Here is a 19,116-nt window from a genome sequence, read left to right on the forward strand (position 1 = left end):
GGGGCCACGCAGAACATCGTGCCGCGCGGCCGGGGCACGCTCACCTGAGCCCCAGGCGGTTGGGCGCGTGAGAGCGAAGCGCCCCCGCGATCGGTCCACACACCACCGGCCAGCGGCGGTGGCCGTTTCGAGCGCCTGCCGGTGCCGCAACGCCCGGTCCATGGGCTGCCGGGCCTCGCCCACGCCCGACGAATGCCGTCAGGGCCACCGCGTGGCCGCCGCCCGCCTCAGTCCGCCAAGTCCCCGATCGGCACGCAGCTGCAGAACAGGTTGCGGTCGCCGTAGACGTTGTCCACGCGGCCCACGGGCGGCCAGTACTTGGCGTGTGCGCGCGTGTCCAGCACGGCGGCGCCGGTCTCGCGCGGGTAGGCGCGCGTCCACTCGCCCTTGAGCAGGCTGGCCGCGGTGTGCGGCGCGTGCTTCAGGGGGTTGTCGTCCTGCGGCCATTCGCCTTTTTCGACACGGCGGATTTCCTCGCGGATGGCGATCATGGCCTCGATGAAGCGGTCGATCTCCTCCAGCGTCTCGCTCTCGGTGGGCTCCACCATCAGCGTGTTGGCCACGGGGAAGGACAACGTGGGCGCGTGGAAACCGTAGTCGATCAGGCGCTTGGCCACGTCCTCGGCCATCACGCCGCTGGTGTCCTTCAGGTCGCGCAGGTCGAGGATGCACTCGTGCGCCACATGCCCGTTGGCGCTCGCGTACAGCGTGGGGAAGTGGTCCTTGAGGCGCGCGCTGATGTAGTTGGCCGAGAGGATGGCCGTCTCGGTGGCATGCCGCAGGCCTTCGGCGCCCATCATGCGGATGTACATCCACGAGATCGGCAGCACGGCCGCGTTGCCCAGCGGCGCGGCCGAGATGGCGCCCACGCCGTTGACCGGCAGGCCGCCGGCCGCGTGGCCAGGCAGGAAGGGCACCAGGTCGTCCACCACGCAGACCGGGCCCACGCCCGGGCCGCCGCCGCCGTGCGGGATGCAGAAGGTCTTGTGCAGGTTGAGGTGGCTCACGTCGCCGCCGAATTCGCCCGGCGCGGCCACGCCCACCAGGGCGTTCATGTTGGCGCCGTCCACGTAGACGCGCCCGCCGTGCTGGTGCACGAGCGCGCACAGTTCTTTCACCTGGGTCTCGAACACGCCGTGCGTGCTGGGGTAGGTGATCATCACCGCCGCCAGGTTCTTCGAGTGCTGCTCGCATTTGGCCTTCAGGTCGGCCAGGTCGACGTTGCCGTTCTCGTCGCACTTGGTGACCACGACCTGCAGGCCCACCATCTGCGCGCTGGCCGGGTTGGTGCCGTGCGCGCTGCTGGGGATCAGGCAGATGTTGCGGTGGCCTTCGCCGCGCGATCGGTGGTAGGCCTGGATCACCAGCAGGCCGGCGTACTCGCCCTGCGAACCGGCGTTGGGCTGCAGGCTGATGCCGGCGTAGCCGGTGGCCTCGCACAGCCAGTCGCGCAACTGCTGGTCGAGCAGGGCATAGCCCTGGCGCTGGTCGGCCGGGGCGAAGGGGTGCACGTTCGCGAACTCGGGCCAGGTGATGGGGATCATCTCGCTGGTGGCGTTCAGCTTCATGGTGCACGAGCCCAGCGGGATCATGCTGCGGTCCAGCGCGAGGTCCTTGTCCGACAGCAGGCGGATGTAGCGCAGCATGCCGGTCTCGCTGTGGTGGGTGTTGAACACCGGGTGCGTGAGGAAGTCGCTGCGGCGGCGCAGGCCGTCGGGGATCAGCGGCTCCACGCCTTTCTCGAAGGCCTCCACGGAGGGCAGGGCCTGGCCGTCGGTCGCGAAGATCGTCCACAGCAGGGCGATGTCTTCACGCGTGGTGGTTTCGTCCAGCGTGACGATCACATACCCGTCCCAGGCCCGGCGCAGGTTGGCGCCGTGGGCCACGGCACGGGCCATGAGCGCGTTCGCCCGGGCCGGGTCCACTCGCAGGGCGAGGGTGTCGAACATGCCCCGGTCGCCGTGGTGCGTGTCGGTGTAGCCCAGCTGGGCCAGGCCCTTGGCCAGGATGGCCGTGTAGGCCGCCACGCGCTGCGCGATGCGCTTCAAGCCCTGCGGGCCGTGGTACACGGCGTACATGCTGGCGATCACGGCGGGCAGCACCTGCGCGGTGCAGATGTTGCTGGTGGCCTTCTCGCGGCGGATGTGCTGCTCGCGCGTCTGCAGGGCCAGGCGGTAGGCCGGCTGGCCGTGGGCGTCCACGCTCACGCCCACCAGACGGCCGGGCAGGCTGCGCTTGAACTCGTCGCGGCAGGCCATATAGGCGGCGTGCGGGCCGCCGTTGCCCATGGGCATGCCGAAGCGCTGCGTGGTGCCGACCACGATGTCGGCGCCCATCTCGCCGGGCGGCTTGATCAGGGTCAGGGCCAGCAGGTCGGCGGCCACGATGAAGGCGGCGTTCTTGCCGTGCACGGTGGCGGCGTCCGCCGTCCAGTCGTGCAGCCAGCCACTGGAGGCCGGGTACTGCGTGAAGGCGGCGAAGTAGTCGTCGGCCGCCAGCATGGCGTCCCATTCTTCGCCCGACATGGCCACGCGCACCTCCAGGCCCAGCGGTGCCGCGCGCGTCTGGATCACCTCGATGGTCTGCGGGTGCGTGTCGCCCGACACCACGAAGGCATGGCCCTTGGCCTTCACGGAGCGCTTGGCCAGCGTCATGGCCTCGGCCGCGGCCGTGGCCTCGTCGAGCATGGAGCCGTTGGCGATGTCCATGCCCGTCAGGTCGGTGACCATGGTCTGGAAGTTGACCAGCGCCTCCATTCGGCCTTGGGAGATCTCGGCCTGGTAGGGTGTGTAGGCCGTGTACCAGGCCGGGTTCTCCAGGATGTTGCGCAGGATGACGCCCGGTGTGTGGGTGCCGTGGTAGCCCTGGCCGATGAAGCTCTTGAGCAGCTTGTTCTGCCGCGCGATGCCCTGGAGCTCGGCCAGCGCGGCGGCCTCGGTCAGCGGCGCGGGCAGCTGCATGCCCTGGCGGCGCGCGATCGGGCGCGGCACGATGCTGTCGATCAGCGCGCGACGCGAGGCCTCGCCGATGACCGAGAGCATGTGGCGCTCGCCCGCTTCGTCGAGGCCGATGTGGCGCGCGACGAATTCGCTGGCGTTCTCGAGTTCACCCAGGGGCTTGACGGAGGGCATGAGCATGGCGGGCCTCGGTGGCGGGGGAAAAATCAGGCGTTGTCCTTGACGAACTTCTGGTAGGCCGGTTCGTCCATGAGCGGATCGAACTGGCCCATGTCCTTGATCAGGACCTTGAAGAACCAGCCCTTGCCCAGGGGGTCGCTGTTGGCCAGCGAGGGGTCGGCGCGCAGGGCTTCGTTGACCTCGGTCACCTCGCCGTCCAGCGGCATGTAGACGTCGGCCGCGGCCTTCACCGACTCGACCACGCCGGCGACCTCGCCCTTGGCGTAGGTGCGGCCCACCTCGGGCAGCTCGACGAAGACCACGTCGCCCAGCGCGTCCTGCGCGTGCAGGGTGATGCCGACGACGGCGGCCTCGTGGTCCTCGAGCTGGATCCACTCGTGATCGGGGGTGTACTTGACGGTCATGGTTGTGCTCCTGCGGCGATCAGCCGCGGTGGTAACGGTTGGGAACGAAAGGCAGGGAGGCCACCTGCATGGGCACGGCCTTGCCGCGCACCAGCGCGTTCAGGCGCGTGCCCACGGCCGCGAAGGCCGGTGGCACATAGCCCATGGCGATGGGCTGGTTGATGCTGGGGCCGAGCAGGCCGCTGGTGACTTCACCGAGGCGCTCGCCGGCCTCGCTCTGCAGTTCGGTGTGCTCGCGCACCGGCACCCGCTCCTGCGCGAGCAGGCCCACGCGCACGCGCGACAGGGGCGCGCTGCCATCGAGCTGCGCGAGCACGCGCTCGGCGCCAGGGAAGCCGCCCGCGCGCGCGCCGCCCGTGCGGCGCACCTTCTGCATGGCCCAGTTGAGCGCGGCTTCCACGGGGGTCGTGGTGGTGTCGATGTCGTTGCCATAGAGACACAGGCCGGCTTCCAGGCGCAGCGAGTTGCGCGCGCCCAGGCCGACGGGTTTCACCTCGGGCTGCGCGAGCAGGGCGCGCGCGAAGGCCTCGGTGTCGGCCGCGGCCAGCGAGATCTCGAAGCCGTCCTCGCCGGTGTAGCCGCTGCGCGTGGCGAACAGGGGCTTGCCCTGCCAGCTGAAGGCGCCACCGGTCATGAAGACCAGCTTCTCCACGCCGGGCAGCAGGCGCTGCAGGGCCGTCACGGCCCGCGGGCCCTGCAGCGCGAGCAGGCCGCGGTCGAATTGCGGCTCCACGGTGCAGCGCGCGCCGATGCGCTCGACGATGTGCTTGAGGTCGCCGTGCTTGCAGGCGCCGTTGACGATGACGAAAAGGTCGTCGCCCCGGTTCACGAACATCAGGTCGTCGATGACCGTGCCCTCGTCGCTGAGCAGCAGGCCGTAGCGCTGCTTGCCGGGCGCCAGGCCGATCACGTCCACCGGCATCAGGCTTTCGAAGGCGGCGGCCGCGTCGGGGCCGATGAGCCGCAGCTGTCCCATGTGCGAGACGTCGAACAGGCCGGCGGCTTCGCGCGTATGCAGGTGCTCGGCCATGAGGCCGGCCGGGTACTGCACCGGCATGCTGTAGCCCGCGAAGGGCACCAGGCGCGCGCCCAGTTCGAGGTGCAGCGCGTGCAGCGGGGTCTTGAGGAGGTCGATGGAAGCGTCGGCGGACACGGCGGGTTCTCTGGCGGGGGCAGGCCCCTCGCGGGGCGGGACACGGGTTCATCCGTGCGCTGCCCCACTGTCCGCTTTACCTGAGAGATTCACGCGGGCGATGCCGCGCTTGCTCCTTCGGTGGACCCCATCGGGTGGGGCCTCTCTCCAGGGGGGATCGCCCGCCGGGTGGCGGGCGTTTGCCAGTCCTTTTGCCTGAGCGTTCGGGGCCTGATCCGGCCCCTGCGCCTTCGGCGGTTCCCCGGGGGAACGCTCTCCTGACAATGCGGCGAATTCTAGCCGGGAACCCGGCGTGCACGGACAACGCCACCCGGCGTCCCCAGGGGCGCGAGGGCGCGCTCAGGCGTCCTGCGGGGCGGTCTCGGGCAGCACCTTCGCCAGGCGCTCGCTGATCGAGGCGGCGCGCTCGGCGCCCGCGACACGCTCGATCTCGGTGAGCATGTCCTGGCCCACGGCCATCATGCTGGCGGCGTCGCGCGCCTCGCGCAGCGCCTGGCGGAAGCGGTCGGCCAGGGCGCGGTCGCGCGCGGCGAACATGCGGTCGGACAGGTCGAACAGGAACATGCGCGCGCTGGCCAGCGAGCGTGGCCCGCTGAAGGTGTCCACCGAGCCGCGCGGGGGCGGCGGCACCGGGCGCGCGGGCGGCTCGGCCGGGGCTTCGTCGATCAGGTAGCCGTCGGCCAGCAGCGCCTCCACCATGGCGCGGCCTTCGCCATGGAAGAGGGCATGGAGCGACGCGGTGGACTTGCGGCCATCGGCCACCAGCAGGATGGCGCGCTCGCGCTGGCCCAGCGAGCGCTGGCCCGGGAGCAGTTCGGTGCGGCCTTTGTCGGTCTTGATGAGCATGTGCGGTGCGCAGGCAGCGGTGGACGCCGCACTCTGGGCGGGGCGCATGACGCTCGCGTGTCACGCGGGCGTGAAAAAGCCGCCCGGGGGCGGCTTCGTGGCGATCGCGTGAGGGACGTCACACGCCCGCGGCCTCACATGCCCGCGTAGTTCGGACCGCCGCCGCCTTCGGGCGTTACCCACACGATGTTCTGGGTCGGGTCCTTGATGTCGCAGGTCTTGCAGTGCACGCAGTTCTGCGCGTTGATCTGCAGGCGGTCCTCGCCCGCATCGGTTTTCACGAACTCGTACACGCCGGCCGGGCAGTAGCGGCTTTCCGGGCCCGCGTACTTTGCCAGGTTCACCTGCACCGGCACCGTGCTGTTCTTCAGCGTCAGGTGCGCGGGCTGGTTTTCCTCGTGGTTGGTGTTGGAGACGAAGACGCTGGAGAGGCGGTCGAAGCTGAGCACGCCGTCCGGCTTGGGGTAGGCGATCTTGGGCATCTGGTCCGCGGGCTTGAGGTACTCGTGGTCGGGCTTGTCGCGGTGCAGGGTCCAGGGCGGCGCGCTCACGCCGATCTTGGGCAGGAACCACTGCTCGATGCCCGTCATCAGCTTGCCGATGGTCGGGCCCTTCTTGAACCAGGCCTTGAAGTTGCGGGTCTGCCAGAGTTCCTCGTGCAGCCAGCTTTTCTCGAAGGCCGCGGGGTAGGCCGAGAGCTCGTCGCTCGAACGGCCGGCCGTCACGGCCTCGAAGGCCGCCTCGGCGCAGAGCATGCCGCTCTTGATGGCCGCGTGGCTGCCCTTGATGCGCGCGGCGTTCAGGTAGCCCGCGTCGCAGCCCACCAGCGCGCCGCCGGGGAACACCGTCTTGGGCATGGCCTGCGGCGTGCCGTTGTTGATGGCGCGCGCGCCGTAGCCCAGGCGCTTGCCGCCTTCGATGTGCGCCTTGATCGCCGGGTGCGTCTTCCAGCGCTGCATCTCCTCGAAGGGCGAGAGCCAGGGGTTGCTGTAGTCCAGCCCGATGACGAAGCCCAGCGTGACCTTGTTGTCCTCGAGGTGGTAGAGGAAGCCGCCGCCGAAGGTGTCGTCCGTCATGGGCCAGCCGGCGGTGTGCACCACCAGGCCGGGCCTGGCCTTGTCGGCCGGGATCTCCCACAGCTCCTTGACGCCGATGGCCCAGCTCGACGGGTCCTTGCCCTTGTCGAGGTCGAACTTGGCGATGAGCTGCTTGCCCAGGTGGCCGCGAGCGCCCTCGGCGAACACGGTGTACTTGGCGTGCAGCTCCATGCCGAGCTGGAAGGCCTCGGTGGGCTCGCCGTCCTTGCCGATGCCCTGGTTGCCCGTGGCCACGCCCTTGACGGAGCCGTCGTCGTTGTAGAGCACCTCGGCGGCGGTGAAGCCGGGGAAGATCTCCACGCCCAGGGCCTCGGCCTGCTCGGCCAGCCACTTCACCACGTTGCCCAGGCTGATGACGTAGCAGCCCTCGTTGTGGAAGTTGCGCGGCATCAGGAAATCGGGCGTGCGGCTCGAGCCCGTCTCGCTGAGCATGAGCAGGTCGTCGCCCGTGACGGGCTGGTTCAGCGGCGCACCGCGCGCTTTCCAGTCGGGGAACAGCTCGTTGATGGCGCGCGGGTCCATCACCGCGCCCGAGAGGATGTGCGCGCCGGGCTCGGAGCCCTTCTCCAGCACGCAGACGTTGACCTCCTTGCCTTGCTCGGCGGCCAGCTGCTTCAGTCGGATGGCGGTGGACAGGCCGGCCGGGCCGGCGCCGACCACGACCACGTCGTACTCCATGGCTTCGCGGGGACCGAACTGGGCCAGGATCTGATCATGCGTCATGGGGGGTCTCGCTCATAATGTTTGGCAACCTCCGGCCACCCTCCTTTGCGAAGGGCTCGTGTCCCGGAGCGGACCGCATTTTATGCGGCGACCGCACAAAATCGAACGACCGTTCACATTTCGGGAGACTGAGCATGGCGTACACCCTCGACCTGTCGGGCCGCGTGGCCCTGGTCACCGGCGCGTCCAGCGGACTGGGCGCGCAGTTCGCCAAGACCCTGGCCCAGGCCGGCGCCGCCGTGGTGCTGGCCAGCCGCCGCACCGATCGCCTCATGAACCTGCGCGCGCACATCGAGGCCGGCGGCGGCGCGGCGCACGTGGTGGCGCTGGACGTGACCGAGCTGGCCTCCATCAAGGCCGCCATCGCGCACGCCGAGACCGAGGTCGGGCCCATCGACATCCTGGTCAACAACTCGGGCGTGAGCACCACGCAGCGCCTGCAGGACGTGGACGAGGCCGACTACGACTTCGTCTTCGACACCAACACCAAGGGCGCCTTCTTCGTCGCGCAGGAAGTGGGCAAGCGCATGATCGCGCGCGCCAAAGGCGCGGCGCCGGGCACCTTCGTCGGTGGGCGCATCGTCAACATCGCGTCCATGGCCGGGCTGAAGGTGCTCCCGCAGATCGGCGTGTACTGCATGAGCAAGGCCGCCGTGGTGCAGATGACCAAGGCCATGGCGATGGAATGGGGCCGCTTCGGCATCAACGTCAACGCCATCTGCCCGGGCTACATCGACACCGAGCTCAACCACGAGCACTGGAAGACCGAGCAGGGCAAGAAGCTCATCGAGATGACGCCTCGCAAGCGCCTGGGGCAGGCGAGCGACCTCGATGCGCTGCTGGTGATGCTGTGCGCCAATGAGAGCCATTTCGTGAACGGCGCGGTGATCGCCGCCGACGACGGCTTTGGCGTCTAGATGACTTCGCTGGCGCTGCACCAACCCGGCGGTCTGCCGCCGGGCATGGCGACCGGCTTGGCCGCCGGCCTGGGCGCCGGCGCCTTCTGGGGCACCACCTTCGTGGCGCCGCTGGTGTTGCCCGAGTTCGGCACGGTCGATCTCACGGTGGGCCGCTTCCTGGCCTGCGGTCTGCTGTCGCTGGCGCTGCTGCTGTGGGCCGCGCTGCGCGGGGACGCGCGCTGGCCCACGGCGCCCCAGGCCTGGGCCGCGCTGGGCCTGAGCCTGCTGGGCTACACGGGCTACTACCTGCTGCTGGTGCTGGCCATCCAGGCGGCGGGCGCGGCGCTGCCGGTGCTCATCATTGGCACCATCCCGCTGTGGGTGATGCTGCTGGGCAAGCCGCAGCGCCTGCGCTGGCGCGCGCTGTTGCCCGGCCTGCTGCTGACGGCCGCGGGCATCGCCCTGATGGTGCGTGCCAGCGCGCACGGCGGCGAGGCCGGCGCCGGCTCCGACCTGTGGCGCGGTGTGTCGTTTGCCCTGCTGGCCACCGCGTCCTGGACGGCCTATGGCCTGCTCAACGCGCGCTGGCTGGCGCGCCACCCCGAGGTGAATTCCACGCTGTGGGCCAACTGGCTGGGCGTGGCCGCCGGCCTGGGGGCGCTGGGCATCGCGGCGGTGGCGGGCAGCGCACCGGCCGGGCTCATCGCCCAGCCGCGCTTCGGCCTGTTCGTGGCGGTGTGCCTGGTCACGGGCATCGGCGCGGCCTGGGTGGCCTCGGTGCTGTGGAACATGGCCAGCCGGCGCCTGAGCCCCAGCCTGGCCGGACAACTCATCGTGAGCGAGACCGTCTTCGGCCTGCTCTACACCTTCGCCTGGAACGGGCAATGGCCCGCCGCCGCGCAATGGCTGGCGTGCGCGCTGTTCGTGCTGGGCATCCTTGCCTCCATCCGAGCCCACCGATGAAATTCGAACTGCCTGAGAAGAAAAAACAGGTCCACCGCATGCGCATCCCCATCCGCTGGGGCGACATGGACGCGATGGGCCACGTGAACAACACGGTGTATTTCCGTTACCTCGAAACCATTCGCATCGAGTGGATGCAGTCCATCGGTTGCCAGCCCGACCCGCGCGGCGAGGGGCCGGTGATCGTCAATGCCTTCTGCACCTTCCACAAGCAGTTGGAGTTTCCTGGCGAGGTGATCGCCACCATGTACGTGAGCGACACCGGCCGCACCAGCTTCGAGAGCTGGTGCACGCTCACGCGCGCCGACGACCCGGAGACGGTTTACGCGTCAGGCGGCGCCACCACGGTGTGGGTGAACTTCCCGCAGCAGAAGTCGGCGCCGATCCCGGACAGCCTGCGCCAGCACCTGCAAGGCTGACCCGGGTGGACCGGACGCGCGGTGGCCGCGCCGCGGCGGCCCGGCGCGCTCACTGCTTGTTCTTCTTGAACTCGATGTCGTCGGCGTACAGCCGGCCGTCGCGGCGCTTGATGTCCACTTCCACGTAGTGGCCCTCGCGCAGGTCTTCGAAGCGCTTGTAGTCGTTTTCGTAGTCCGTTTTGTCGGTGACGTAGACCACTTCGCTGTTGATCGTGAAGCTGCGCGCGCTGTGGTCGATGGACTGGATGCGGCCTTTCAGGTCCTCGGCGTGCGCGGCGCCCACACCCAGGGCGAGGGCCGAGGCGAGCAGGAAGGCGCGGACGCGGAACGGGTGGCTGAGCGGCATGGTGAACCTCCGAAGTGATGACGAGAGGTATTGAAACGCCCGGGCGCCGCGCGTTCGGTTTTTTTTGGTTGCCTGGCGGTATCGGCCCGTAAAGGGGGCCTTGTCCTACAGCGGTCAGGCCGCCGGCTTGGCCTTGGGCACGCGCCCGAGCAGATAGAACTCGGGGTTGGGCGCCATGCCCGTGACGTTGGCCATGCGGTTGGACAGGCCGAAGAAGGCCGTGATGGCGGTGATGTCCCAGATGTCCTCGTCGTCGAAGCCATGCGCGTGCAGGGCCTGGAAGTCGGCGTCCTCCACCTCGTGCGAGCGCTCGCAAACCTTGAGCGCGAAGTCGAGCATGGCGCGCTGGCGCGGCGTGATGTCGGCCTTGCGGTGGTTCACGGCCACCTGGTCGGCCACCAGGGGCTTCTTCTCGTAGATGCGCAGGATGGCGCCGTGCGCCACCACGCAATAGAGGCACTGATTGGCCGCGCTGGTGGCGGTGACGATCATCTCGCGATCGCCCTTGCTGAGGCTGCCCGTCTCCTTGAGCATGAGCGCGTCGTGGTAGGCGAAGAAGGCGCGCCACTCCGCCGGGCGTCGCGCGAACGCGAGAAAGACGTTCGGGATGAAGCCCGACTTTTCCTGCACCTCGCGGATGCGGGCCTGGATGTCGTCGGGCAGGCTGTTGAGGTCGGGCAAGGGGTAGCGGGCCATGGCGTGTCTCCTGTGCGGGGGTGTCGATGGCCACCAGTATCCCCGAGCCGCGGGACGTGCCGCGCACGCGTGGTGCGGTATCGTTGCGCCGCCCTGAATCCACGGAGCCCGCATGAACCTGCCCGACGACCCCGAATTCCAGCGCGGCCTGGCCGCGCGCACCGACGTGATGGGCGAAGCCTTCGTGGCCAGCGCCCTGGAGAGCATGACCCCGTTCACCGAGCCCATGCAGCACCACATCACGCGCCGCGCCTGGGGTGACGTCTGGCAGCGCGGCGTGCTGGACCGCAAGACCCGCAGCCTGATCACCGTGGCCATGCTCGCGGCCCTGGGCAAGCAGCACGAGCTCAAGGGCCACGTGCGCGGTGCGCTCAACAACGGCGCCACGCCCGAGGAATTGCAGGAGGTGTTGCTGCACGCCGCCGTGTACTGCGGCATCCCCACCGCCGTGGACGCCTTTCGCACCGCCGCCAGCGTGGTCGACGGCGAGCCGCGCTGATGTGTTCGTCCTTTCTTTTATACCGGAGGTTTTCCATGTCGCGATCTTTCCCCCTGACCCGCCGCGTGGCGCTGCTGGCCGCCCTGGCCCTGGGCACCGGCCTGGCGCAGGCCCAGTCCAACGTGCGCATCCTGGTGGGCTTCCCGCCCGGCGGCGGCACCGACGCCATCGCGCGCATCCTGGCCGAGAAGCTGCAGCCCGAGCTGGGCCAGGCGGTGGTGGTGGACAACAAGCCCGGCGCGGGCGGCCAGCTCGCGGGCCAGGCCCTGAAAGCCGCGCCGGCCGACGGCAGCACCGTGTTCCTCAGCCACGACCACAGCGTGAGCATCCTGCCGCTGACCATGAAGAACCCGGGCTTCGACCCGGCGAAGGACTTCGTGCCCGTGGCCGGCTTCGCCACCTTCGTGAACGCGGTGGCGCTGTCGGGCGGCACGCCCGCGCGCGACTTCAAGGCCTGGATCGACAGCGTGAAAGCCGCCGGCGGCAAGGCCACCGTGGGCATTCCGGCGCCGGCCTCCACGCCCCAGTTCGCGGTGCAGGTGATCGCCAAGCGGTACGGCCTGGACCTGGTGGCCGCGCCCTACCGGGGCAGCGCGCCCATGATGGGCGACATGCTGGGCAACCAGATCCCGGCGGGCGTGGGCTCGGTGCCCGACTTCATTGAGAACCACAAGGCCGGCAAGCTGCGCGTGGTGGCCGTGATGGGCACCCAGCGCCAGGCCGCGTTGCCCGAAGTGCCCACCTTCAGCGAGCTGGGCATCAAGGGCTTCGAGGACATGCCGTACTACGGCATCTTCGCGCCCGCCGGCACGCCAGCGGCGGCCGTGGACAAACTCGGCGCGGCGGTGCAGAAGGTGATTGCCTTGCCCGACGTGCGCGAAAAGCTCTCGGCCATGGGCCTGACGGTGGGCTACATGAGCGGCGCCGAACTCGGCAAGCGCGAGGCCGCGTACCGCGAGGTCTGGGCCCGCATCATCAAGGACAGCGGCTACCAGCCGCAGTGAGGCCCCTTATCCAGCCATCAGGCGGTGCACCAGGTCCGGCGTGCTGTGCGCCTGGTACTTGCGCATCAGTCGCGCGCGGTGCACCTCCACCGTGCGGTGGCTGATGGCCAGCAGCTTGCCGATCTGCTTGCTGGTCAGCCCGTCCATGATCAGCGCGGCGACCTCGCGCTCGCGCGCGGTCAGTTCGGCGCGCACCGGCCGGTGCGAGCTCAGGTCCTCGAAGCTCCAGATGCCCGCCGCGTGCGGCGCGCCGCGGTCCACCGCGCGGCCCGTCACGTGGCACCAGAAGGTCTCGCCCGCCTGGCGGCCGCCCACGCGCTTCATGATGCGGTTGTCGGCGTAGGTACCGCTGCGGCCCAGCAGCGGCGCCATGCGCGCGCCCAGGCGTTCGTACTCGTCTGCGCTGGGGTAGAGGATCTGGAAGCTCTGGCCCACCAGCTGCTCGCGCGTGGCACCGAACATCTCGCACAGGGCCTGGTTGCAGTCGACCATGAAGCGCTCGCGCGACAGCGCCAGCCCCACGGGGGCCAGGTCGAAGGCCAGCCGGTAGTCGATGTCCATCATGGTTGCCCTTTACGAAATACTACGTAATCCGCTACGTAGTATCGTTGCGCTTTTCCGCATTCCCCAGCACGACTCCCCGGAGGCAATCCCCGTGAACAAGATCTACCCCAGCGCGGCCGCGGCGCTCCAGGGCGTGGTCGCCGATGGCCAGCTCATGGCCGTGGGCGGTTTCGGCCTGTGCGGCATTCCCGAAGCGCTCATCGACGCCCTGCGCGACAGCGGCGTGAAGAACCTCACCGTCATCTCCAACAACGCGGGCGTGGACGGTTTCGGCCTGGGCAAGCTGCTCGACACGCGCCAGATCAAGAAGATGATCAGCAGCTACGTGGGCGAGAACAAGGAGTTCGAGCGGCAGTACCTGGCCGGCGAGCTGGAGCTGGAGTTCACGCCGCAGGGCACGCTGGCCGAGAAGCTGCGCGCCGGTGGCGCGGGCATCCCGGCCTTCTTCACCAAGACCGGCGTGGGCACCATCGTGGCCGAGGGCAAGGAACTGCGCGAGTTCGACGGCGAGACGTATGTGATGGAGCGCTCGCTGGTGCCGGCCGTGTCGCTGGTGAAGGCGCACCGCGCCGACAAGAGCGGCAACCTGCAGTTCCGCTACACCGCGCGCAACTTCAACCCGGCCGCGGCCATGGCGGGCAAGGTCTGCATCGTGGAGGTGGAGGAGATCGTCGAGACCGGCGCCATCCACCCCGATGAGGTGCACCTGCCGGGCATCTACGTGCACCGCATCGTGCACAACCCGAATCCCGAGAAGCGCATCGAGAAGCGCACCATCACCGAAAAGGCCTGACCATGCCCTGGACCCAAGACCAGATGGCCGCGCGCGCGGCACAAGAGCTCGAGGACGGCTTCTACGTCAACCTCGGCATCGGCATCCCCACGCTGGTGGCCAACCACACCGGCACCAAGGAGGTGTGGCTGCAGAGCGAGAACGGCATGCTGGGCATCGGCCCCTTCCCCACGGAAGACCAGGTCGACGCCGACCTCATCAACGCCGGCAAGCAGACCGTGACCACCATCAAGGGCTCATCGATCTTCGGCAGCCACGACAGCTTCGCCATGATCCGCGGCGGCAAGATCAACCTGTCCATCCTGGGCGCCATGCAGGTGAGCGAGAAGGGCGACCTGGCCAACTGGATGATCCCGGGCAAGATGGTCAAGGGCATGGGCGGCGCCATGGACCTCGTGGCCGGCGTGCCCCGCGTCATCGTGCTGATGGAGCACGTGGCGAAGAAGAAGGACGGCAGCGAGGACCTGAAGATCCTGCCGCACTGCACGCTGCCGCTCACCGGCGTGGGCGTGGTCGACCGCATCATCACCGACCTGGGCGTGATGGACGTGACCCCGCAGGGCCTGACACTCGTGGAGCTGGCGCCCGGCGTCACGCGCGAGTTCATCCAGTCCAAGACCGGCGTCACCCTGGTCTGATGACCGTGGCGGGTATACTCCCGCCCGCACCCGTCATTGGGGAGTAGCCGCCCGGCGCGCCATGCGCCGGGGCTCGCGTCAACAGACTTGGCCCGCAGGCCATGGCGCGAGCAGCCTTCCAGCCTGGCAAGACCTTTGACCGCACCGCCTCCGCACGCGCCGGGGAGGCGCTGCGGTCTTTGGTTTGTTCGCCGGCCGTTGGAGTCCCCCCTTGGAAGCCTTTCTCCTGTCCACTGGCATCGTCGCGCTCGCCGAAATGGGCGACAAGACGCAGCTGCTGTCGCTGGTGCTCGCCGCGCGCTTCAAGAAGCCCTGGCCCATCGTCGCGGGCATCCTCGTGGCCACCCTGCTCAACCACGCGCTCGCGGGCGCGGCCGGGGCCTGGGTCATGGCCGCCGTGGGGCCGGTGGCCATGCGCTGGGTGCTGGGCCTGTCCTTCATCGCCATGGCGGCGTGGATGCTGATTCCCGACAAGCTGGATGGCGACGAGGTGAAGGCCTCGCGCGGACTGGGCGTGTTCGCCGCCACCGCCTGGGCCTTCTTCCTGGCCGAGATGGGCGACAAGACGCAGATCGCGACCATCGCCCTGGGGGCGCAGTACGAGCCCCTGTTCGCGGTGGTGATCGGGACCACGCTGGGCATGATGATCGCCAACGCGCCGGTGGTGTTCTTCGGTGAAGCGATCACGCGCCGCGTGCCCATCAAGCTGGTGCACGCGGTCGCGGCGCTGATTTTCGCGGTGCTGGGGGTGCTCGCCTTGCTGGGGGCGGGTCCCGCCCTGACCGGCGCTCAGTAGAGGTACACGGCCCCGCTGCCGACGACGCTGTTGTCGTCCGGGTTGCCGTTGACGCCGGTGGCGTTGCTGGATTCTTTGACCGCGCCCACCGCCAGCGCCAGGGGGCGTCCGCCTGAACCGCCACCCAGCGCCACGCTGCCGCCGAACTGGTCGTTCGCGTCCGGGTTGGACGCCTTCACGTAGGCTTGCTGTGCCCAGGTGCTGCCCTGGCGGGCGAACACATAGGCGGCGCCGCTGTAGGCGCGGCTGTTGTCGGTCTGAATGCCATTGAGCCCCGTGGCATTGCTGCCTTCCTGCCAGGCGCCCACCGCCAGGACGTTGCCGTCGACAGACAGCGCGACCGACACGCCGAACTGGTCGCCGCTGCCGGCGTTGGAGGCCTTCACATAGGCCTGCTGCGCCCAGCCCGCGCCGTTGTGGGCGAAGACGTAGACGGCGCCGAAGTCCGGGCCGTTGTTGACGTGCTGGTTGCCGTTGATGCCGGTGGCGCCGCTCTGTTCGGCGGGCGCGCCAACGGCCAGGGTGGTGCCGTCGCCCGAGAGGGCGAGGGCGCCCCCGAAGGCGTCGCCCGCCTCGCCGTTGGAGGCCTTCACGTAGGCGTCCTGGCTCCAGGCCGTGCCGGCGCGCCGGAACACGTAGACCGCGCCCGCGTCGGGCGCGCTGTTGTCGGCCGGGTCGGGGGTGGCGACGCCGTTGGAGAAGCCATCTTCGCCCGGCGCGCTCGCGGCCAGGATGTTGCCGTCGCTGGACAGCGCGACCGATGAACCGAACTGGTCGCCGCTGCCGGCGTTGGAGGCCTTCACATAGGCCTGCTGCGCCCAGCCCGTGCCGTTGTGGGCGAAGACGTAGACGGCGCCGAAGTCGGGGCCGTTGTTGGTGTGCTGGTCGCCGTTGATGCCCGTGGCGTTGCTCTGTTCGGACGGGGCGCCCACCGCGAGGGTGGTGCCGTCGCCCGAGAGGGCGAGGCCGCTGCCGAAGGCGTCGCCGGCCTCGCCGTTGGAGGCCTTCACGTAGGCCTCCTGGCTCCAGGCCGCGCCGGCGCGCCGGAACACGTAGACGGCGCCCGCGTTGGGCGCGCTGTTGTCGACCGGGTCCGGGTTCGCGACGCCGTTGGAGAAGCCGTCCTCGTCGACGGCGCTCACGGCCAGCACCGAGCCATCGGCGGAAAGGGCCACATGGTCGCCGAACAGGTCGCCGGCGTCGTGGTTGGATGCCTTGATGTAGGCCTGTTGCACCCAGGTGCTGCCGCTGCGCGCGAACACGTAGACCGCGCCACTGTTGGGGGAGCCGTGGTTGAGCGGGTCGGGTGCGCCGGCCGTGCCGGTGGCATCGCTGCCGTCCCCGCTGGCGCCCACGGCCAGGGTGTTGCCGTCGCCGGATATCGCCACGCGGGCGCCGAAGCCCATGTTCTGGCTTTGTGCGGAGGCCTTCACGTAACCACTGGCGCCCGCGAGATGGCCACTGGCGTTGGCGCTGGCGCGGTTGGCGCAGCCATTGGCGTTGCAGGCCTGCAGCATGTAGCGCGCGTTGACGCGTGCCGGCAGAAACACCTCATGGTCGTACGCGCGGGCGCTGGCGGGCAGGGTGGCCACGGCCGTGTAGCCCGACTGGCCGTCGGGGTCCTCGAGCAGGACGTAGCTGGTGGCGCCGGCCACCGCGGCCCAGCTGAAATGAAAGGTCTTGACGCTCTGCGGCGTCAGGCTCAGCGTCTCGGTGCCGCCTCCACCATCCGAGGGCGATTCACCGCCATCGACGACATGCCCGCCGCAGGCGGTCAGGAGGCAAGCGGCCGTCCAGACGGTCGCGCAGGACAGGTACCTTTTGAACGTGTTCATCTCGATGGCCTCAATGGGAAAAGGAGAAGGGCATTGAAAGAAAAACCCCGACGGAAAGCCATTCACCGGACGGCCTAGTGATGGCTGTGCCAAGGCATCGGCCGCCCTTTTGGCTGGCATCGGTTCGACGCGTCCCCCGCACTGGCGCACCACGCACGGGATCGACGCCTTCGTCACGCTGACGCGGGCCATCCTGCTGTTGTTCATCGGCAAGCACCCGATGCGGCGGGACGTGCGCACGGTCTGCACGCCTCCGCGGCCATCGCCAACAGGGGTGCCGTCGTGCGCGTGTGCGGCGCCGCGCCGCGCGCCTTCATCGTGGTGCCGCTGGTGTGCGGCTTCTTCATCGACCTGGTGAACGCGTGGGTGGTCGGGGTGCTGGCGCGCGCGGCCGATGCCCGGCGTGCGGGGGCGCCTAGGCATTCGGATGTAGAGCATCCAAACGATATACGGGTAGGGGTGGTGGGCATAAGGTGAAGACCTCACGGCTTCCAGCGACCGCGCCATGCAAACGCCCAGCAAAACGCCCAGCAAAACGCCCATCAAGATCGGTGTCCATGCCCTGCCCGAGGCGGTTCGGGTGCGATTCGCGGCCCTGTTCCCGGTCGCCAGGGCGCGATGCACCACGACGTGGGCGCTGGTGCGCCCGGCCGATGCCGAGGTGCTGGTGTGCCATGGCCCACCGCCGCGAGGCGCTCAGCGGGTGAACCTGTGCGTCGGGCCGATCCCGGTACTGGCCTGGGGCGCCTGCCCGGTGCCGCTGGAGGCAGGCTTTCGCGTGCTGTCGCTCATCGCCGCCCTGGAACAGGCCGCGGCGCTGGTGCGCCCGGCGCGCGAGGCCCGGCCAGCGCCGGCCCGCCGCAACCTGGCGGCGTTCGAGGAATGGCTGTCGGAGCTGCGGGAAGAGAACCTGCCGTCCGCCACGGCCTACTGAGGCGGTCCGGCCGCGTTCAGCCGCAGAAGGCGCGGACGATCTTGCCGGTCTTGGGGTCCGTCTCGATCGTGACCCGCTCTTGACGGTAGTCCAGGGTCACGGGCTGGCCGGGGGCGATCTGCCGCACCAGGCTGGCGCCGGTGAGCTGGCGGGCCTGGTCGTCGCCGACGCGGTCCTTGCCGGCGAGCGCTTGCGCGGCATCGGGCCGGCAGGCGCCCGGGGTGGCTGGTGCGCTGGGCATGGGGCTTTGGCAGGCCGCGAGGCCCAGGAGGGTGAGTGCGGCGGCGCCGGCGGCGAGCGGTTTCAGCTTCATGGCAAGCCCTCCCGGCTCAGGTGGTGGCGGGCGGTGGCCATGTGGAATGGCGCGATGGCACCCGCGGCTGGCGGTGATGGAGCGGGTGAAGGGAATCGAACCCTCGTATGAAGCTTGGGAAGCTGCCGTTCTGCCATTGAACTACACCCGCGTGGGGGCGGATTCTAGCGCCCTGCGCTCAGTCCGCTCCGGTGGCGATGGGGGCGCCGGGGCGGCTGCACCACTCGCTCCAGGAGCCCGGGTAGAGCATCGAGCCGCCCAGGCCCGCGACCTCCATGGCCAGCAGGTTGTGGCAGGCGCTCACGCCAGAGCCGCACTGATTCACCACGGCCTCGGGCGGGCGGCCGTCCAGCACGGCCTCGAACTCGGCGCGCAGCGTGGCCGCCGGTTTGAAGCGGCCGTCGGCCTGCAGGTTGTCGCGGAACAGGCGGTTGCGCGCGCCGGGGATGTGGCCACCCAGGGGATCCAGCGTTTCGTTCTCGCCGCGGAAGCGGTCGGGCGCGCGCGCGTCCAGCACCAGCCAGCGCGGCGTGTCGATGTTGGCGCGCAGTTGCCCGTGGTCCGCCGTCGTGGCCAGCGAGGGGCGGGCCTTCAGCGCCGCGGGCGTGGGGCGTGGCGGCAGATCGGCGGTCACCGGCTGGCCCGCGGCCTTCCAGGCGCCCAGGCCGCCGTCGAGCACGGCCACCGCGCCATGGCCGATCCAGCGCAGCATCCACCACAGGCGCGAGGCGTACACGCCGCCGCTGTTGTCGTAGGCCACCACTTGCGTGTCGGTGCCGATGCCCAGCGCGCTCATGGCCTGCAGGAATACCAAGGGCTCGGGCAGGGGGTTGCGGCCGTTGTCGCCGGTGCGCTGGCCGGACAGCGTGCGCCCCATGTGCACGTGGTGGGCGCCCGGGACGTGGCCCGCCTCGTAGGCGCGGCGCCCGATCTCGGGGTCGCTGGTGTCGCTGCTGCAGTCGAGCACGGTGGGCGGGTTCGGCGAGCGCAGGGCGGTGGCCAGGTCGTCGGCGCTGATCAGGGTGGTGTGGTTCATGTCGAAAGGCAGAGAGGGAGG

Annotated in this window: 20 protein-coding genes, 1 tRNA gene and 3 riboswitches; of the genes, 9 read left to right on the forward strand and 12 right to left on the reverse strand. The window is 69.8% G+C overall.

What is annotated here, in order from left to right; genetic code table 11:
* Positions 1-227 precede the first annotated feature (227 nt).
* The 5 genes from gcvP to DY262_RS03660 all read right to left on the reverse strand — a co-directional run bounded on the left by gcvP (position 228) and on the right by DY262_RS03660 (position 7,360).
* Positions 228-3,137: an aminomethyl-transferring glycine dehydrogenase gene (gene gcvP / locus DY262_RS03640; RefSeq protein ID WP_116957628.1), complete on the reverse strand. Its 2,910-nt coding sequence runs from the start codon at positions 3,135-3,137 to the stop codon at positions 228-230.
* A 26-nt stretch (positions 3,138-3,163) separates the two neighbouring features.
* Positions 3,164-3,541 (reverse strand): glycine cleavage system protein GcvH, encoded by a 378-nt coding sequence (gene gcvH, locus DY262_RS03645; protein WP_116957629.1) that lies wholly within the window; start codon positions 3,539-3,541, stop codon positions 3,164-3,166.
* Positions 3,542-3,560: 19 nt separating this feature from the next.
* Positions 3,561-4,694, reverse strand: coding sequence for a glycine cleavage system aminomethyltransferase GcvT (gene gcvT / locus DY262_RS03650; protein ID WP_116957630.1), 1,134 nt, complete (start codon positions 4,692-4,694; stop codon positions 3,561-3,563).
* A gap of 57 nt (positions 4,695-4,751) precedes the next feature.
* A riboswitch (glycine riboswitch) is annotated at positions 4,752-4,855 on the reverse strand.
* A gap of 12 nt (positions 4,856-4,867) precedes the next feature.
* Positions 4,868-4,964: riboswitch (glycine riboswitch) on the reverse strand.
* 69 nt (positions 4,965-5,033) lie between these two features.
* Positions 5,034-5,540 (reverse strand): hypothetical protein, encoded by a 507-nt coding sequence (locus DY262_RS03655; RefSeq protein ID WP_116957631.1) that lies wholly within the window; start codon positions 5,538-5,540, stop codon positions 5,034-5,036.
* 134 nt (positions 5,541-5,674) lie between these two features.
* Positions 5,675-7,360: an electron transfer flavoprotein-ubiquinone oxidoreductase gene (locus tag DY262_RS03660; protein WP_116957632.1), complete on the reverse strand. Its 1,686-nt coding sequence runs from the start codon at positions 7,358-7,360 to the stop codon at positions 5,675-5,677.
* A gap of 134 nt (positions 7,361-7,494) precedes the next feature.
* On the opposite strand from DY262_RS03660, the gene DY262_RS03665 reads away from it, so the two are divergent.
* From DY262_RS03665 to DY262_RS03675, 3 genes are read left to right on the forward strand one after another with little or no spacing between them, the layout of a single operon-like run.
* Positions 7,495-8,277, forward strand: coding sequence for an SDR family oxidoreductase (locus DY262_RS03665; RefSeq protein WP_116957633.1), 783 nt, complete (start codon positions 7,495-7,497; stop codon positions 8,275-8,277).
* On the forward strand, positions 8,278-9,222 hold the full coding sequence (locus DY262_RS03670; protein ID WP_245980800.1) for a DMT family transporter: 945 nt from the start codon (positions 8,278-8,280) through the stop codon (positions 9,220-9,222). It abuts the gene before it with no gap.
* Positions 9,219-9,641 (forward strand): acyl-CoA thioesterase, encoded by a 423-nt coding sequence (locus DY262_RS03675; RefSeq protein WP_116957634.1) that lies wholly within the window; start codon positions 9,219-9,221, stop codon positions 9,639-9,641. Before DY262_RS03670 ends, DY262_RS03675 begins: the two co-directional genes overlap by 4 nt.
* A gap of 49 nt (positions 9,642-9,690) precedes the next feature.
* On the opposite strand, the gene DY262_RS03680 is transcribed toward DY262_RS03675, so the two are convergent.
* Positions 9,691-9,987, reverse strand: coding sequence for a DUF5666 domain-containing protein (locus DY262_RS03680; protein WP_116957635.1), 297 nt, complete (start codon positions 9,985-9,987; stop codon positions 9,691-9,693).
* A gap of 114 nt (positions 9,988-10,101) precedes the next feature.
* Positions 10,102-10,683, reverse strand: a complete 582-nt coding sequence (locus DY262_RS03685; protein WP_116957636.1) for a peroxidase-related enzyme — start codon at positions 10,681-10,683, stop codon at positions 10,102-10,104.
* Positions 10,684-10,795: 112 nt separating this feature from the next.
* Here DY262_RS03685 and DY262_RS03690 point away from each other — a divergent pair, with 112 nt between their 5' ends.
* Both DY262_RS03690 and DY262_RS03695 read left to right on the forward strand, forming a co-directional pair.
* Positions 10,796-11,182, forward strand: coding sequence for a carboxymuconolactone decarboxylase family protein (locus tag DY262_RS03690; RefSeq protein ID WP_116957637.1), 387 nt, complete (start codon positions 10,796-10,798; stop codon positions 11,180-11,182).
* A 35-nt stretch (positions 11,183-11,217) separates the two neighbouring features.
* Positions 11,218-12,186, forward strand: a complete 969-nt coding sequence (locus DY262_RS03695) for a Bug family tripartite tricarboxylate transporter substrate binding protein (RefSeq protein WP_116957638.1) — start codon at positions 11,218-11,220, stop codon at positions 12,184-12,186.
* A 6-nt stretch (positions 12,187-12,192) separates the two neighbouring features.
* Here DY262_RS03695 and DY262_RS03700 read toward each other — a convergent pair whose 3' ends face one another.
* Entirely contained in the window at positions 12,193-12,747 is a 555-nt protein-coding gene (locus DY262_RS03700; protein ID WP_116957994.1) for a PAS and helix-turn-helix domain-containing protein, read from the reverse strand.
* 94 nt (positions 12,748-12,841) lie between these two features.
* Between DY262_RS03700 and DY262_RS03705 the strand changes: the two genes are divergently transcribed.
* From DY262_RS03705 to DY262_RS03715, 3 genes are all read left to right on the forward strand, one after another.
* Positions 12,842-13,543 carry a CoA transferase subunit A gene (locus tag DY262_RS03705; protein WP_116957639.1) on the forward strand — a complete coding sequence of 234 codons (702 nt, stop codon included), beginning with the start codon at positions 12,842-12,844 and terminating at the stop codon, positions 13,541-13,543.
* Positions 13,544-13,545: 2 nt separating this feature from the next.
* Positions 13,546-14,181, forward strand: a complete 636-nt coding sequence (locus DY262_RS03710) for a 3-oxoacid CoA-transferase subunit B (RefSeq protein WP_116957640.1) — start codon at positions 13,546-13,548, stop codon at positions 14,179-14,181.
* A 26-nt stretch (positions 14,182-14,207) separates the two neighbouring features.
* Positions 14,208-14,381, forward strand: a riboswitch (yybP-ykoY riboswitch).
* A gap of 11 nt (positions 14,382-14,392) precedes the next feature.
* Positions 14,393-14,977: a TMEM165/GDT1 family protein gene (locus DY262_RS03715; protein ID WP_070398136.1), complete on the forward strand. Its 585-nt coding sequence runs from the start codon at positions 14,393-14,395 to the stop codon at positions 14,975-14,977.
* On the opposite strand, the gene DY262_RS03720 is transcribed toward DY262_RS03715, so the two are convergent.
* Entirely contained in the window at positions 14,971-16,812 is a 1,842-nt protein-coding gene (locus DY262_RS03720; protein WP_116957641.1) for an FG-GAP repeat protein, read from the reverse strand. The two genes, DY262_RS03715 and DY262_RS03720, sit on opposite strands and share 7 nt — an antisense overlap.
* 505 nt (positions 16,813-17,317) lie before the next feature.
* Here DY262_RS03720 and DY262_RS03725 point away from each other — a divergent pair.
* Entirely contained in the window at positions 17,318-17,746 is a 429-nt protein-coding gene (locus DY262_RS03725) for a hypothetical protein (RefSeq protein WP_116957642.1), read from the forward strand.
* 16 nt (positions 17,747-17,762) lie between these two features.
* On the opposite strand, the gene DY262_RS03730 is transcribed toward DY262_RS03725, so the two are convergent.
* The 3 genes from DY262_RS03730 to DY262_RS03740 form a co-directional block, all read right to left on the reverse strand.
* Complete coding sequence (locus tag DY262_RS03730) at positions 17,763-18,059, reverse strand: I78 family peptidase inhibitor (protein WP_116957643.1); 297 nt, start codon at positions 18,057-18,059, stop codon at positions 17,763-17,765.
* Between the two features lie 77 nt (positions 18,060-18,136).
* Positions 18,137-18,210: transfer RNA gene (locus DY262_RS03735), tRNA-Gly, on the reverse strand.
* 27 nt (positions 18,211-18,237) lie between these two features.
* Entirely contained in the window at positions 18,238-19,095 is an 858-nt protein-coding gene (locus tag DY262_RS03740; protein ID WP_116957644.1) for a sulfurtransferase, read from the reverse strand.
* Between the last annotated feature and the right edge of the window lie 21 nt (positions 19,096-19,116).

It is taken from the genome of Hydrogenophaga borbori, assembly GCF_003417535.1.
GTDB classification, from domain to species: domain Bacteria; phylum Pseudomonadota; class Gammaproteobacteria; order Burkholderiales; family Burkholderiaceae_C; genus Hydrogenophaga; species Hydrogenophaga borbori.

Excerpts from the sequence above, each read along its gene's own strand:
- DY262_RS03665 (WP_116957633.1), top strand. The coding sequence starts at position 7,495 with ATGGCGTACACCCTCGACCTGTCGGGCCGCGTGGCCCTGGTCACCGGC.
- DY262_RS03725 (WP_116957642.1), top strand. The coding sequence starts at position 17,318 with ATGCAAACGCCCAGCAAAACGCCCAGCAAAACGCCCATCAAGATCGGT.
- DY262_RS03670 (WP_245980800.1), top strand. The coding sequence starts at position 8,278 with ATGACTTCGCTGGCGCTGCACCAACCCGGCGGTCTGCCGCCGGGCATG.
- DY262_RS03655 (WP_116957631.1), bottom strand. The coding sequence starts at position 5,540 with ATGCTCATCAAGACCGACAAAGGCCGCACCGAACTGCTCCCGGGCCAG.
- DY262_RS03660 (WP_116957632.1), bottom strand. The coding sequence starts at position 7,360 with ATGACGCATGATCAGATCCTGGCCCAGTTCGGTCCCCGCGAAGCCATG.
- DY262_RS03730 (WP_116957643.1), bottom strand. The coding sequence starts at position 18,059 with ATGAAGCTGAAACCGCTCGCCGCCGGCGCCGCCGCACTCACCCTCCTG.
- DY262_RS03710 (WP_116957640.1), top strand. The coding sequence starts at position 13,546 with ATGCCCTGGACCCAAGACCAGATGGCCGCGCGCGCGGCACAAGAGCTC.
- DY262_RS03690 (WP_116957637.1), top strand. The coding sequence starts at position 10,796 with ATGAACCTGCCCGACGACCCCGAATTCCAGCGCGGCCTGGCCGCGCGC.
- gcvP (WP_116957628.1), bottom strand. The coding sequence starts at position 3,137 with ATGCTCATGCCCTCCGTCAAGCCCCTGGGTGAACTCGAGAACGCCAGC.
- DY262_RS03720 (WP_116957641.1), bottom strand. The coding sequence starts at position 16,812 with ATGAACACGTTCAAAAGGTACCTGTCCTGCGCGACCGTCTGGACGGCC.
- gcvH (WP_116957629.1), bottom strand. The coding sequence starts at position 3,541 with ATGACCGTCAAGTACACCCCCGATCACGAGTGGATCCAGCTCGAGGAC.
- DY262_RS03685 (WP_116957636.1), bottom strand. The coding sequence starts at position 10,683 with ATGGCCCGCTACCCCTTGCCCGACCTCAACAGCCTGCCCGACGACATC.
- DY262_RS03695 (WP_116957638.1), top strand. The coding sequence starts at position 11,218 with ATGTCGCGATCTTTCCCCCTGACCCGCCGCGTGGCGCTGCTGGCCGCC.
- DY262_RS03680 (WP_116957635.1), bottom strand. The coding sequence starts at position 9,987 with ATGCCGCTCAGCCACCCGTTCCGCGTCCGCGCCTTCCTGCTCGCCTCG.
- DY262_RS03675 (WP_116957634.1), top strand. The coding sequence starts at position 9,219 with ATGAAATTCGAACTGCCTGAGAAGAAAAAACAGGTCCACCGCATGCGC.
- DY262_RS03740 (WP_116957644.1), bottom strand. The coding sequence starts at position 19,095 with ATGAACCACACCACCCTGATCAGCGCCGACGACCTGGCCACCGCCCTG.
- DY262_RS03700 (WP_116957994.1), bottom strand. The coding sequence starts at position 12,747 with ATGGACATCGACTACCGGCTGGCCTTCGACCTGGCCCCCGTGGGGCTG.